The organism is Erysipelothrix aquatica (genome assembly GCF_009828825.1).
GTDB classification, from domain to species: Bacteria; Bacillota_I; Bacilli_A; order Erysipelotrichales; family Erysipelotrichaceae; genus Erysipelothrix; species Erysipelothrix aquatica_A.
Window position 1 is genome coordinate 474,677 of the sequence record NZ_WTTA01000002.1, and the last position, 12,836, is coordinate 487,512.

14 protein-coding genes are annotated in these 12,836 nt (G+C 39.5%); 6 read left to right on the forward strand and 8 right to left on the reverse strand.

Annotated features, from left to right (window positions below; all coding sequences use genetic code 11):
* Positions 1-44: 44 nt before the first annotated feature.
* The gene (locus tag GVV22_RS05595; protein ID WP_159649142.1) at positions 45-488 is read left to right on the forward strand and encodes a carboxymuconolactone decarboxylase family protein; all 444 of its coding nucleotides are present in this window, start codon (positions 45-47) and stop codon (positions 486-488) included.
* An 82-nt stretch (positions 489-570) separates the two neighbouring features.
* On the forward strand, positions 571-1,515 hold the full coding sequence (locus tag GVV22_RS05600) for a dipeptidase (RefSeq protein ID WP_159649143.1): 945 nt from the start codon (positions 571-573) through the stop codon (positions 1,513-1,515).
* Positions 1,516-1,538: 23 nt separating this feature from the next.
* On the opposite strand, the gene GVV22_RS05605 is transcribed toward GVV22_RS05600, so the two are convergent.
* Positions 1,539-2,468, reverse strand: coding sequence for a helix-turn-helix transcriptional regulator (locus GVV22_RS05605; RefSeq protein ID WP_159649144.1), 930 nt, complete (start codon positions 2,466-2,468; stop codon positions 1,539-1,541).
* Positions 2,469-2,568: 100 nt separating this feature from the next.
* On the opposite strand from GVV22_RS05605, the gene GVV22_RS05610 reads away from it, so the two are divergent.
* The gene (locus GVV22_RS05610) at positions 2,569-3,204 is read left to right on the forward strand and encodes a type 1 glutamine amidotransferase family protein (RefSeq protein ID WP_159649145.1); all 636 of its coding nucleotides are present in this window, start codon (positions 2,569-2,571) and stop codon (positions 3,202-3,204) included.
* A gap of 30 nt (positions 3,205-3,234) precedes the next feature.
* On the opposite strand, the gene GVV22_RS05615 is transcribed toward GVV22_RS05610, so the two are convergent.
* Together GVV22_RS05615 and GVV22_RS05620 are read right to left on the reverse strand one after the other, a co-directional pair.
* The gene (locus GVV22_RS05615) at positions 3,235-3,981 is read right to left on the reverse strand and encodes an alpha/beta hydrolase (RefSeq protein WP_159649146.1); all 747 of its coding nucleotides are present in this window, start codon (positions 3,979-3,981) and stop codon (positions 3,235-3,237) included.
* Positions 3,971-4,276, reverse strand: coding sequence for a DUF898 family protein (locus tag GVV22_RS05620; protein WP_159649147.1), 306 nt, complete (start codon positions 4,274-4,276; stop codon positions 3,971-3,973). Before GVV22_RS05620 ends, GVV22_RS05615 begins: the two co-directional genes overlap by 11 nt.
* A gap of 115 nt (positions 4,277-4,391) precedes the next feature.
* On the opposite strand from GVV22_RS05620, the gene GVV22_RS05625 reads away from it, so the two are divergent.
* On the forward strand, positions 4,392-5,417 hold the full coding sequence (locus GVV22_RS05625; protein WP_159649148.1) for a hypothetical protein: 1,026 nt from the start codon (positions 4,392-4,394) through the stop codon (positions 5,415-5,417).
* Between the two features lie 18 nt (positions 5,418-5,435).
* Here GVV22_RS05625 and GVV22_RS05630 read toward each other — a convergent pair whose 3' ends face one another.
* On the reverse strand, positions 5,436-5,621 hold the full coding sequence (locus GVV22_RS05630) for a hypothetical protein (RefSeq protein WP_159649149.1): 186 nt from the start codon (positions 5,619-5,621) through the stop codon (positions 5,436-5,438).
* Positions 5,622-5,837: 216 nt separating this feature from the next.
* Between GVV22_RS05630 and GVV22_RS05635 the strand changes: the two genes are divergently transcribed.
* Positions 5,838-6,791: a serine hydrolase domain-containing protein gene (locus GVV22_RS05635; RefSeq protein ID WP_159649150.1), complete on the forward strand. Its 954-nt coding sequence runs from the start codon at positions 5,838-5,840 to the stop codon at positions 6,789-6,791.
* A gap of 108 nt (positions 6,792-6,899) precedes the next feature.
* Here the strand turns inward: GVV22_RS05635 and GVV22_RS05640 are convergent, their stop codons facing one another.
* From GVV22_RS05640 to GVV22_RS05655, 4 genes are all read right to left on the reverse strand, one after another.
* A complete protein-coding gene (locus GVV22_RS05640) occupies positions 6,900-10,136 on the reverse strand; it encodes an InlB B-repeat-containing protein (protein WP_159649151.1) in 3,237 nt (1,078 codons plus the stop codon).
* A gap of 278 nt (positions 10,137-10,414) precedes the next feature.
* A complete protein-coding gene (locus GVV22_RS05645; RefSeq protein WP_159649152.1) occupies positions 10,415-10,702 on the reverse strand; it encodes a hypothetical protein in 288 nt (95 codons plus the stop codon).
* Positions 10,703-10,844: 142 nt separating this feature from the next.
* Positions 10,845-11,384: a phosphatase PAP2 family protein gene (locus GVV22_RS05650; protein WP_159649153.1), complete on the reverse strand. Its 540-nt coding sequence runs from the start codon at positions 11,382-11,384 to the stop codon at positions 10,845-10,847.
* Positions 11,384-12,031, reverse strand: coding sequence for a metal-dependent transcriptional regulator (locus GVV22_RS05655; RefSeq protein WP_159649154.1), 648 nt, complete (start codon positions 12,029-12,031; stop codon positions 11,384-11,386). Before GVV22_RS05655 ends, GVV22_RS05650 begins: the two co-directional genes overlap by 1 nt.
* A gap of 134 nt (positions 12,032-12,165) precedes the next feature.
* Between GVV22_RS05655 and GVV22_RS05660 the strand changes: the two genes are divergently transcribed.
* The gene (locus GVV22_RS05660) at positions 12,166-12,825 is read left to right on the forward strand and encodes a metal-dependent hydrolase (protein ID WP_159649155.1); all 660 of its coding nucleotides are present in this window, start codon (positions 12,166-12,168) and stop codon (positions 12,823-12,825) included.
* The last annotated feature ends 11 nt before the right edge of the window (positions 12,826-12,836 follow it).

The window sequence follows — 12,836 nt, forward strand, 5'->3', positions numbered from 1 at the left end:
TTCACTGTGTAATAGAAGTATAAAATCGTCAACAGGAGGTTACTATGAATAAATCAATTGACTCTTATACACTTGCTCCGGATGCCATGAAAGCAATGTTTGCGATGGAGAATTTCATTAATTCAATTCCGTTAGATCCTATTTTAAAAGAACTAATCAAAATTCGAACCTCACAAATTAATGGGTGTGCATATTGTGTAATTGCACATTCTGCGGATGCCATAAAACTTGGGGAAACAACACAGCGGATTCTTAGTTTATCTGTTTGGGAAGAATGCACTTTTTACACTGAAAAAGAACAAGCAGTTTTACGACTTGTCGAGTATGTTGTTGAAGTCGCAACCAAGCGAGTCCCACAAAGTGTGTATGATGACATTTCAAAATATTTCTCCTATCAGGAATATGTATATATTATTTTCTGTATTAACCAAATGTATGCATGGAATCGGATTGCGATTCCAATGGGCAAGAAGGCCGATCGTCAGTGATAAGTACAGGATGCACGTTAACATTCATGAGATTCACTGTGCAAAACTATGCTATAATCAATCCTAAGAAATGGAGATACCTATGAAAACATATCCTATAATTGATTGGCATTGCGATGTTTTGATGAAACTACATCAACATCCTGAATACAGTTTTTATGACAATGAAAACCTTGATGTTAATGTTTTGAAATTGCGTAAAGGTGGCGTTAAAGTCCAAGCTTGTGCAATTTTCATTGATCCTGACGTATACATTGATAACAAGTACGATGTTGCATTGGGTCAGATTGACGCATTTAAGAATAACGTCCTGAAGCAAGAAGGCATCGTTCATATTAAGCATTTCGCCGAGATTGAAAACCTTAAGGATGATGAAATTGGTGTTTTTCTGACACTTGAAGGGCTTGACTGTGTCGGATCAGATATCACGAAAGTGAAGCAATTTATCGATGAAGGTGTCCTATCTATTGGAATGACGTGGAACGACGCAAACTTGGCATGTGATGGAATTGGTGAAGCACGGGGTGCTGGACTCACAACGTTTGGATTTGAGGTTGTGAAACTAGCCAACGACCATGATGTCTTTATCGATGTTTCTCACATTAGTCTGAACGGGTTTGAAGATGTTCTTGATACAGCTAAGCATGTGATTGCAAGCCACTCCAACGCCCAGAAACTTGCCTCACACCGACGAAATCTAAATGATGGTCAAATTCAACGGATGAAAGATAAAGGGGCTCTTGTGCACTTTGTGTACTGCGATGCTTTTGTAAACGATCAACATCGTGTTGAGGCAACGACAATTGAAATGCTTGTTGATCATATCGAATATTTCCATAATGCTGGGCTTTCATCACAATTGGGACTTGGTTCTGACTTCGATGGTATCTCCTCAAAGATTGTGAATCTTGAAGATGCCAGCCACAGTCAACATTTATTGCATGAAGTTGCATTTCGTTTAGACTCTACTTTTGCCGAAAATTTAGCATCCGGAAACTTTATGAATTACATAAAAAGACACTTCTAAAAAAGTACCCGCGTGGGTACTTTTTACTTATACAGATCAGCAACGCGTTGAATCCGTGCCCTGAGTCCTTGACGTACATGCGCTGGTGCAAGACACTCACTTTTATCCCCAAAACTTAGCAAAATATTATAGTAATAGTCGTTTTCCATGAATGGGAATTCTACGCGATAGTAAGAATCGTCTATTTCTGTAAATGCTTCGAATGAGCAATAATCCATGACCCGATCCATAAGTGATTGCTGTATCCTCAGTGTAACCGTTTCATTGGGACTGTCCACGACAGTCGATACATCGAGGCGTTCTTGTGAATAATCTCTTCGAACAAATGACATGGATGTCATCCTAAGATCAGAAAGTCGTGACAGTCTAAAAACTCGATAGTCCTTTCGCCCCAAGCAATACCCATGCCAATACCAGCGATTGCCTTTCAGGACAAGTTGGTAGGGTTCAACTGTCCGTTGCGTGCTATTCCCAAAGCGATCATGGTAGGTGAATGTTAGTAACTTTTGCAACTCAATTGCTTCTTTAATCATCTCTAGATACGATTGGACATTACGGTTCCCAAACCAAGAACTTAAATCAATATGAATGTGTTGTGTTTGAAGGATGATGTCTTGCTCTTTGTCGGGTGGAATCAGACTTTTAACTTTGGTGAGGACATTCGTTAACGTATCTTTTGCAGTCATATCTGATACACTCGAAAGTCCCGTAAGAATTGTGGACAAATCTGAAGTCGAAAACACATTATGATTCAGTTTATAGTTTGGCATTATTTCGATACCACCCCCTACCCCTGGGATTGTTCGGATTGGGATTCCCGCCAAATCAATGGCATCAATATCCCGATAAATTGTCCGTAAGGAAACTTCAAACATATCCGCAAGGTCTTGCGCGCTCGTACGTTTTCTTTCTAGTAATACAATAATGATACTCATCATACGATCCGTTTTCATGGGCGTATCCTCAACTTTATTGAATAAATTATAGATTGTTGACATATAGGTGTCAACAATTGTTGCGTATACTATAGATATCAAAAGAATGGAGATTACTATGAAACAAATTTATATATATGTAATGGACACATTAGCAGATTGGGAGATTGGATATATCACTGCGGAACTACATTCGCGTCGCTTTTTTAAAGACAATGCCCCTGACATTACAATTCATACCGTAAGCTATACATCGCAGACGATTACGACAATGGGTGGACTTAAGGTTACTCCAGATTGTACATTGGAAAGGATTACTGTCAATGAAGATGCTGTACTCATTTTACCCGGGGCCGATACGTGGCAACAACCTGAACATCAGGCCGTTCTTCGGTATGCACAGCAGATTTTGAATGCAAATGGTACCGTTGCGGCAATTTGTGGTGCCACACTAGCTTTAGCTTCTTCAGACATGTTAAATACACGCAACCATACCAGTAATGGACCGGGATTTCTCGATATGTTTTCGCCCAATTATACAGGTCAGTCATTTTATCAAGATCAACCCGTTGTTCGTGACAATAACCTCATTACTGCAGGTTCCACTGACGCGTTACGCTGGTCCAAAGCAATTCTTGAAACTCTGGATGTGTTTAGGGATGACACCCTTGCATTATGGTACACGTTCTTTAGCGAGGGAAATCCGAATACTTTTTATGCCCTTATGGAAACGTTGCCTTCCAAAGGCCATTAATTCAAATAAAAAAGACGTCATTGACGTCTTTTATTCTGTTATCGCTATAAGGGCGCGTTGGACAGCAGCCTCGAAGTAAGGCCAGCCATGGTCGCCATCTGCAATTTTGGTATAGCGTACCTGTGCATGTTTCTCAAAGACTGCAACCGTTGCATCAACATCCGCAAATGGTACAATCGTATCCATCATACCTGTCTCAATAAAATACTGAGTCGTATTTGCTTGCGCAAATGATACTGGATGATTTGCATGATATTTCTCGAAATCATAGTTCCCATCTTTATCGCGGAAAATACTCCAAGTATACGTTTCTGTCTCGGGGGTCATTTCTGCCCATACCGCAGGTGCAATCGCGAAAACTTTTTTAAATGTATTGGGATACTTCATTGATAATCGCAAAACGCCGTATCCACCCATTGACACACCACCAAGTAAAATATCACCATTGGTACGATACATTCCTAAATAATGTGGTATTAACTCTTCCATAATCATGGATTCCATAGGATATCCCGGTCCATCAAGATAAAATGAATTAAAACCGTCCACAAAGACTACGATGCCTTCATACTGCATTGCGTCTAACTGACCTTTCATATCCATACGCTCAAGGAAATTGAGTTGATGTCCACCAGCGCCATGGAACATAAAGAGTACTGAATACCTTGCATCCGATGTGTCATAGGATGCAGGAAGATAAACACTCGAGTTCCAGTCTATATGCATTTTCTTACTAGCAATAAAACTCGAGATAATAGTGCCTGAATTAGTTAACAAAATATGTGTGCTCCGTTCTCCATTGTAAAACTTTAACATGAACAAAGAATCCGTAAATTCCAAATGTTACGAGGGTGAGTAACCACCATATAATCCATTGTCCAAATAAACTCATTGCAGTTCCTGTAAAGACTGTACGATTGCCTTCAAGGACTGTGTGGTCTGCTTCCCATCGATACGTACGAACCATTGCCCATGGTGATCCAAAACCAAGTGTAATGACTACGATAATAACATTGACGATCTGTAAGCCAAGGTATGACATAAAACCGCCATCAAAATATGAACTTTTCATTGATAAGTCCCCCTTTTTTACATTATACACGATAAATACGACAAGATAGGACGAAAATCTACCAATTACATAGGTATAGGTGTAATATATAAAAATATGGAGGGGGGCGACTCTATTGAAAAATAAGCGACATTATTATCTAAATTGGGTACTTATTTTTATTACAGGTGTCCTTCTTTTTGTGCTTGTTTTGATTCAGACTGGATTTACTTTCTCGAAAACATCCGTACTTGAGGCGATTCGTTCTCAAGATCCAAAATACGGTGAAATAGTATTCGCAACAACCCTTAATGATCGTAAAGAAGTTTATGTCTTCAAATATGGTGATGATTTGTATGCACCGGTCGTGTTGGAACGTTTGGGTTCGTTATGGCGGAACAGTCAGTACTATTACCAAGATGTTGCACAAATGAACATGTACTATACTGGTATTCGTGGCATTGCTTATGATTTTAATTCGATGAGTGCGCAGCGTCTTAATTATATTGATTTATCGTTAAATAAAGATTCGCACTGTTTCTTAGTAATTGATGAAGACTTGGACAATGTCAACGTTAAGTTCGAATCAGAACCTACTGAAGTGCCCATGACTAAGAATCAAAATGCCTTCTACCTTCAAAGTGATGTCGATATCGAAACAGAGGACTCACTATTGATTGGTTATAAGGACATGCAGGCGATTAAAGCACGTTTAATTACTCATGACCCTGCTACGGTAATTGATTCTGTAAATATTGGCACTACGACAACATTGAATACGAAAAAAAATCCGTTGGTTGTTCCACGGATTCAAGCCTACGCTTATGACGATGTAGCCTATACGAAGATTCCCTTCATCCATAAAGATGTCACACGAAATCCGATCTATACCATTAGCATAAATAAACAAGTTCCCGATTACGCAACAACTACACAAGGTTTAGTTCGCGAGAAAGATGGTCATACATTACTGACTTATTACAATTTTAACGATTCATACCTGCTTGAGGTGCATAATGTCGAGACAAAAACAAACCAGTACTTTGAGCTTTCGTCGGATACATTTGCATTAATTTCAAATGAAATCAACCATTGGTTGAGGAGTCTCAATCCTCCCTCATCACGAAGTACTCTCTATTCGATTGTTAAGACATCCTCGTGATGTCTTTTTATTACGCCATTATTTTTGCTTCTTGAATGCCGGAAGTCCAGTTGCACCAAGGATAAAAGCGACAAGTCCTAGAATGAGCGCTCCAGTCATGTACGTTATCAGTACAGCAAGCAATACACCACGAAGCAATGCCCAAAAATTCGCATCAAAGCCATCGATATCTGTCATTTTCTTAATCCTATTTTCACGTTTCATCCAGTTTTGTCCTTTCTTTTACCATATGATGTTTAAACTTTCTACTAAAATCAGTGTAGCATTCAGGCGAGATAATTGTGATAAAAATAGTCTATGATGTACGATTTATCGTTTATGTGGTCATATTTCCCAATATTCACAAAACTATTTGAAAAAATGTTGGGTGTTTTCGCAGCTTGGTGTAAGATAAGAAGGAATCATGTGGAGGTATTAACCGTGACAATAGATACACTATTTGACAATGCAATTACACATCAAGAAATTGGTGGTTATGTTTATGCCATCATTGAAAACGAAACCGTAACAATTAAAACTGCAGGGCAGGCTAGCCCCAATCTTGCAATGACTGATCGTTTACACTTTGATATCGCATCATTAAGCAAACTCGTGGTAACGACACGTATCATGCAACTTGTTGAAGATGAAGAAATCGGTTTAGATACGCCTGTTCAGGATATTCTAGAGTCCTTTGTGATGGCACATATTACCGTTGAAGATTTATTGTTGCATCGAAGCGGATTCAATCCTTCCGTATCCAAGAAATATCTAGAATCGCAGCAACTCATTAAGACCTCCATCATGCTCGGGTACGACTGGCAAGAATCCAACTATCATACAATGACATACTCCTGCATTAACTTTATTATTCTAGGTTGGATTATTGAAGTTTTAGATGGGTCTTTGGACCAATCGCTTAACGAACATGTTCTCAAGCCTTTAGGCATGCGTGAGACAACATTTAACCCTTCGATCACCCCATTCATCGTCCCCAGTGAAATCCATCCCACACGGGGTTTAATATGTGGTACAGTGCACGATGAAACAGCTGCAGCACTGGGTGGAATTTCCGGAAATGCCGGATTATTTTCAACCATTCATGACCTCGTTGCTTTCACAAATGGGTATCTTCAAAAAACAATTATTACCCCCGAAACAATCGATATTATGGCAGATACGAATCAAGACCTCCGAAGCCTCGGGTGGAATTTACATCTTTATCAGGGAAAACCTTATCTTTTCCATACTGGGTTTACAGGTCCTGCAATCATTATGGACCTCAAGCGTGGTCGCGCTCTCATCATTTTGACCAACCGTACTTTCCCATCGCGATCGAATACTGCGTTTATTGAGACACGACTTAAAATTTACGACGCTTTCTTGGGAATGTAAATTTACAACAACTGGTATGGAACACAAAAAGCCGGATAACTACTATCCGGCTTTTCTTTTACTATAGTTGATATTCGTTATTTCAAATATCCTTATTCTCTAAAACTTTTAGATTTTCTTTTTCTCTTTGCGAATCTTTGCAGCGAATAATAATGAACCCACTCCAACTGCTACAAAAATGTATCCAATCTTAGAATCTTGAATTCCCGTCTTAGGGAGTTCATCGGTCTCCTCAATGGTTGTTACTTTTTCCCACTGTGCATACAACTCAGTATTTTCAGTGATTTCGAAGCTTGAACCAATTGAGTATTGAGTCCCTTTTCCATCGGCTTGAGTATTCCAACCTATGAATTTGTGACCTGTCTTCTCAAGTGTATTTCTACCTAAAATCGTTACGGTATCATTTACTTGATATTCATGAGGATCAACAGGACTTATACCAGATGTTTCACCATTTCCATGGTATGTAACGGTATATTTTTCGACGACAGGCGTTGGGTTCCATTGGGCATGCAAGTCTGTGTTTTCGGTGATGTCGAAGCTTGAACCAGCGTTATATGAGGTTCCTTTTCCATCGGCTTGCGTATTCCAGCCAACAAAGGTGTATCCTGTTTTCTCAAGAGTATTTCTACCTAAGATCGTTACGGCATCATTTGCTAAGTATTCATTTGCATCTACTGGACTTATACCAGATGTTTCACCATTTCCATGGTATGTAACGGTATATTTTTCGACGACAGGCGTTAGTTCCCATTGGGCATGCAAGTCTGTGTTTTCAGTGATGTCGAAGCTTGAACCAACGGTATATTGGGTTCCTTTTCCATCGGCTTGCGTATTCCATCCGGTAAATGTATATTCAGTTTTCTCAAGGGTGTTTCTACCTAAGACCGTTACGGAATCACTTGCTAGGTATTCATTTGCATCTACTGGACTTACACCAGATGTTTCACCATTTCCATGGTAAGTAACGGTATATTTCTCGACAACAGGCGTTAGTTCCCATTGGGCATACAAGTCTGTGTTTTCGGTGATGTCGAAGCTTGAACCAGCGTTATATGAGGTTCCTTTTCCATCAGCTTGTGTATTCCATCCAGTAAATGTGTATCCTGTCTTTTCAAGAGTATGTTTACCTAAGACCGTAACTGTATCATTTTCTAAATAATCATGCGTATCGGTTGGCACACCACCTTGTGTCTTACCATTTCCGTGGTATGTAACAGTATACGTTAAAGCGTCTGGAATCCAAATTGCATAGACCCTTTGTGTTGCACTTTTCAACTCAACTTCAGTCAACGTTTGACTACGTGAGCCATCTGTTGTTTGAACACGTGACCAACCACCAAACGTATAACCCTCACGACTTAATTTAAGCTCTTCGCTGTTTTGAACTGGGACAACCTTATGGAGGTATGCAACTTGATAGTATTCATTGATAATTCCCTCATTATTGCTGAGGTAGAACTCGGTACCGTCATATTCTCCAAGCGGGTCAAGATCAAAGACACCACCATTAGCATCGTAGAGAATAGAAGCAACTTGAATTGAACCATGGTCTTTATCTCGTGGTAAGCCACGTTGTCCAATATCCCCTAAATCCGCTTGGCCTTGATAAGTGTTGTCAGCAACACTACCTGGACGAATCATGATTGTGGGCACTACTTCGTGATTGATACCCGCACGAACTTGTGATTCATTCACTGCAGTTTGTGGTGTTGTTACACCCAAGACCTCGAATAATGAATCATCAATATTTGGATCATTTTCCAAGTTCATAACATTCTTACTTCCTAAATCAACATTTGTACTATTGCTTACATCTTTATACTTGCTTGAAGTGTTTTCAATTCCGTCAGCACCATAAACAGTATTTCCGGCAAAGATATTCGCATCAAATGAAGCGGATGGGCTTAAAATTGAACTTTGACTTAATCCAATAGCACCACCTTGTTGATTAACTGTGGATAATGCATCCCCACTTTGATTCCCAATAAAAGTACTTGTTTTTATGACATTGGTTGATGAAGATTTTAAACCGCCACGATAGTACTGGATTGCGCCACCTGAGCGATCACCACCACTTGTTCCATGCGCAACATTACCGAAGAATGTTGAATTGGAAATGGATGTGGAAAGTTTTCCTTTATTACTTGCTTCAAATAGAATCGCGCCACCGTCATCTGCCGCTTCATTTCTGATGAAGGACGTACTATCAATGGTGACGGTTCCGTTGCCATTATAGACCCGAACATACAGAGCACCACCATCATCTGCAGCTTTAGTAGGTGAACTTGCGTCACCAAGCGCTTTGTTTCCTTCAAAAATCGATTGTCTAATTTCTACCGATCCAAAGAGATCATTGATTGTTATGGCACCGCCACTACCACCAAGAACACCCGTATTCTTTGTTGTATTAATATTATTTCGGAAAACTGTATTTTCAATTACCATCTTTGCATGATAGTTCTTTGCAGAAATTGCACCTGCTTCATAGCCATATCCCGATCCATGGTTATTTTCAATTGTAGAATTTGTAAGTGTTAGGTCTGCAGACTCCCAAACTTTGATAGTTGAAGCAGAGTTCATACTCTTATTATTGTAGATATGCATAGAATCTAACTTGGATGATACCCCAAGATAAATAACTGCCGAACCCGCATTATAAACTGAAGCGTTATAAAATTCTAACGATCCTCCAGTACGGCTATCATCAAATAAGTATCCCGACCGTGATTGGCCATCAATATTTATGTTCTTAATTGTAACGGTGCTTGGTTGATTTCCTTGCAATTTGATATTTCCATCATTCCAAATGACACCATTGCCATCAATAACAAATGATACATTAGGAATAGTAACCGTCATGGGTCCTGACTCGAAATCAGGTGCGAGTTTGATTACTTGACCCTCCGTAACAGTTGCGATCGCTTCCGCCAGTTCGTCGACATTTGCGACCGCATCAAAATTTACTGCTTTAGTTTCTTTTTCAGGAGTCGATACTTCTTGGGCAGCATCTTTTGATTTATCTTCAGATGTTTGTATTTCTGACAGATCATCTGTATCGGCTTCTTGCGACGTACCTGGGTCCAATTCTGTTTCGCCATCCGTAACTTCACCAGTTACATCTTCTGATTCATTTTCTTGCTCAGTCTCAGGTAATTCATCACATGGTGAACCGTCATTATTATCCGCACACACTTCACCTGTCGTATCGTTGTCAATTTCTGTTTCCGTGATCGGCGTTGATACTTCTTGGTCAGTGTTTGATTCATCTGCATTGATATTTAAGAATGGGACCGAAATGAGCACCAAGCTTAATACCATAAAAATCTTTAATTTCTTTTTCATAGTACCACCTCTTTATATGCTATTACATTAACAAATGAACACTCTATGAAGTTTTATCTTGTGTAAAAAGACCCATTCATGTTACCAATAGACTATTTTTAACATTAACTTTGATGTTTTTGTTTCTTGACACTTCAAATACATCCGGAACACTTCTGTACACAAAAAATAGAGCTACCCAATGTAGCTCTATTTGTTTGATTTAAGTTAAGGAGCGATCCTCGAATCAATGAAGTTTCTTAATCGCTCAGCAGCCTGTGGATAACCACACCAATTTATTATTTCTTTGTATCAGGACGGTAATTGAGATAAACCATTCCCAAACCAGATACAATCACCAACACAGCTAAGATGCCACCGTGAACTTGACGTTTTGTCGCGCCAATTTGACCATCTTCTCGTGGTGCTTTCGAAACACCCTTTATGACAGGTACTTCTTCACCAGAAGTTGCTGTGACGACGGCTGTTGTTTCGGTATCCTTTTCATTTGCAAAGACTTGATATGAGCCCACCAATGCTCCAGATACGATCACCATACAGCACAGTGTTCTTAAGAACTTCTTCATGAATTCCTCCAGACATATGTTAAGACATATAGTTGTACGTTATTTCTTAAACATACGCTTATATATTATGCATAAATAAAACACCTTATGCAAGCAAATATTTTTTAAATATGCTTCCGAAAGGTGTTGTGGTATGATTCCGTTATTTCTTGAAACTTTGAAGTGTATGAGCGGTACAGTCACTGATTTTGGCCTCATTTCGATAAAGTATATAAGCAATTCCAAAACCGATCAATGAGCCTACAAGAACATCACTTGGATAATGAACAAAGACATACAATCTTGAGAAGGCCATCAAGGCAGCCAATCCCAGAAAAATCCACCGATGCTTACTTTTAATAAAGAGGAAAAATATTCCGGCCATTGCAAATGCACTTGCAGCATGTCCTGACGGGAACGAAGACCCACGTGGGACGGGAATTAAAATATCAAAGTTCGCAACTTCAAAGGGACGAACCCGCATCACAATCGGTTTCAAAATCCCACTCACAAGCATTAATTCAAGAAGCAACGCGAACAATGCAAAGTATCCAATTTTTCGTGTTTTTTTGTTGAGCATCAGGACAAGAGCGATTGCTATCCACAACTCTGCATGATCTCCCAAACGCGTGTATATCGCAAAAAACTGGTTAAGAAATGGGTTCGACCATGTTTGAATCCACTGCAAAATGGCCATATCCATTATTGCATTACCTCAACTTCTATATCATGTGCTGCGCGATAACTAATGGCAACCTCTTTACCATTCACATTCACAACAAACGGTCCTTCGTAAGGGTCAATACGCACAAGTTCAAAGGTTTCACCTAAGTTGAACGATATCGTTTCTAAATAATTGAGCAGTTCTAAATCATCACGAACGCGAGAGAATGTTCCACTATCACCTACTTTTAGTGAAGCGAGTGGGGTCACGCCATCACGGTCTAAACCACCATTTCCGTAAATAATACTACCGTGAGGGCAATACTTAGGATTATTTAAGTATTCACTTAGTTTTTGTGCAAGATTATTTGACGTAACATGTTCTAAGACCTCCGCATCATCATGAACATCGGTCCATGAATATCCCAATTGTTCTACTAAGAATACTTCCCATAGTCGATGTTTGCGCACAAGATTCTGCGCTTCACGGGTACCTTCTTCACTTAACGTCAAACCCAGGTCTTTATGTCTAACTACCAACCCTGACTCTGTTAGTTTTCGAATCATCTCACTTGTAGATGCTGCAGACACATCTAAAGTAGCTGCCAACTCCTTGTTTGTCAGTTTAATATTTCTTTGGTTCATTGCAAATATAATTTTAATATAATCTTCGCGATTCGGTGTCATTACTTACCTCTTTTCTTAGGTGTACCTAATTAATATCATTATATCACTAAATATCAGTGAAAGACAAGATATGGAATCCGTACGCACAGCCTCATCGACATGATATAATAGAAATATATTAAGGAGGTTTTTGTATGAAATTTTCCTGGCATGGACACGCCTGTGTCCAACTTCAAACACTAGACGGAACCAAAATAATTATTGATCCATTTATCAATGGCAATCCCTATTCCGATCTTGATGTCGAATCGGTTGTTACCGATTATATTATTTTGACTCATGGTCATGAGGACCATGTTGGTGATGCATTGGCAATTGCTCGAAATAACGAAGCAACGATTATTGCGGTTGTTGAGTTAGCGGACCATCTGGCGTCCATAGACGTTAAAACGCACGGAATGAACATTGGTGGAAGTTTTAGTTTTCCATTTGGAACCGTTAAACTAACTCCTGCAATCCATAGTTCGTCGTACGATGGAGACTATATGGGACTTGCAGCGGGTGTAATTGTCAATGATACAAGCGCCAGCATCTACCACGCAGGCGATACCGCACTCTTTACGGACATGAGTCTTATTGGCCCCGTTACAGCTGCGTTTTTACCAATTGGTGATAATTTTACGATGGGAATACGCGATGCGTTGCGCGCTGCCCAACTGATTCAGTCTGAACTATACATTCCGATTCACTACAATACATTTCCTGTTATTGAACAAAATCCATACGAATTCACAAACATGCTTCACGACAATCGTGGACTTGTTCCTGAAATTGGCGAAAAAATTGAACTATAGAGGAGGTTTTT

What these genes read in the sequence shown, in the direction of transcription:
- GVV22_RS05595 (WP_159649142.1), top strand. Translation starts at nt 45, where the DNA reads ATGAATAAATCAATTGACTCTTATACACTTGCTCCGGATGCCATGAAA.
- GVV22_RS05600 (WP_159649143.1), top strand. Translation starts at nt 571, where the DNA reads ATGAAAACATATCCTATAATTGATTGGCATTGCGATGTTTTGATGAAA.
- GVV22_RS05605 (WP_159649144.1), bottom strand. Translation starts at nt 2,468, where the DNA reads ATGAAAACGGATCGTATGATGAGTATCATTATTGTATTACTAGAAAGA.
- GVV22_RS05610 (WP_159649145.1), top strand. Translation starts at nt 2,569, where the DNA reads ATGAAACAAATTTATATATATGTAATGGACACATTAGCAGATTGGGAG.
- GVV22_RS05620 (WP_159649147.1), bottom strand. Translation starts at nt 4,276, where the DNA reads ATGAAAAGTTCATATTTTGATGGCGGTTTTATGTCATACCTTGGCTTA.
- GVV22_RS05630 (WP_159649149.1), bottom strand. Translation starts at nt 5,621, where the DNA reads ATGAAACGTGAAAATAGGATTAAGAAAATGACAGATATCGATGGCTTT.
- GVV22_RS05640 (WP_159649151.1), bottom strand. Translation starts at nt 10,136, where the DNA reads ATGAAAAAGAAATTAAAGATTTTTATGGTATTAAGCTTGGTGCTCATT.
- GVV22_RS05645 (WP_159649152.1), bottom strand. Translation starts at nt 10,702, where the DNA reads ATGAAGAAGTTCTTAAGAACACTGTGCTGTATGGTGATCGTATCTGGA.
- GVV22_RS05650 (WP_159649153.1), bottom strand. Translation starts at nt 11,384, where the DNA reads ATGGATATGGCCATTTTGCAGTGGATTCAAACATGGTCGAACCCATTT.
- GVV22_RS05655 (WP_159649154.1), bottom strand. Translation starts at nt 12,031, where the DNA reads ATGACACCGAATCGCGAAGATTATATTAAAATTATATTTGCAATGAAC.
- GVV22_RS05660 (WP_159649155.1), top strand. Translation starts at nt 12,166, where the DNA reads ATGAAATTTTCCTGGCATGGACACGCCTGTGTCCAACTTCAAACACTA.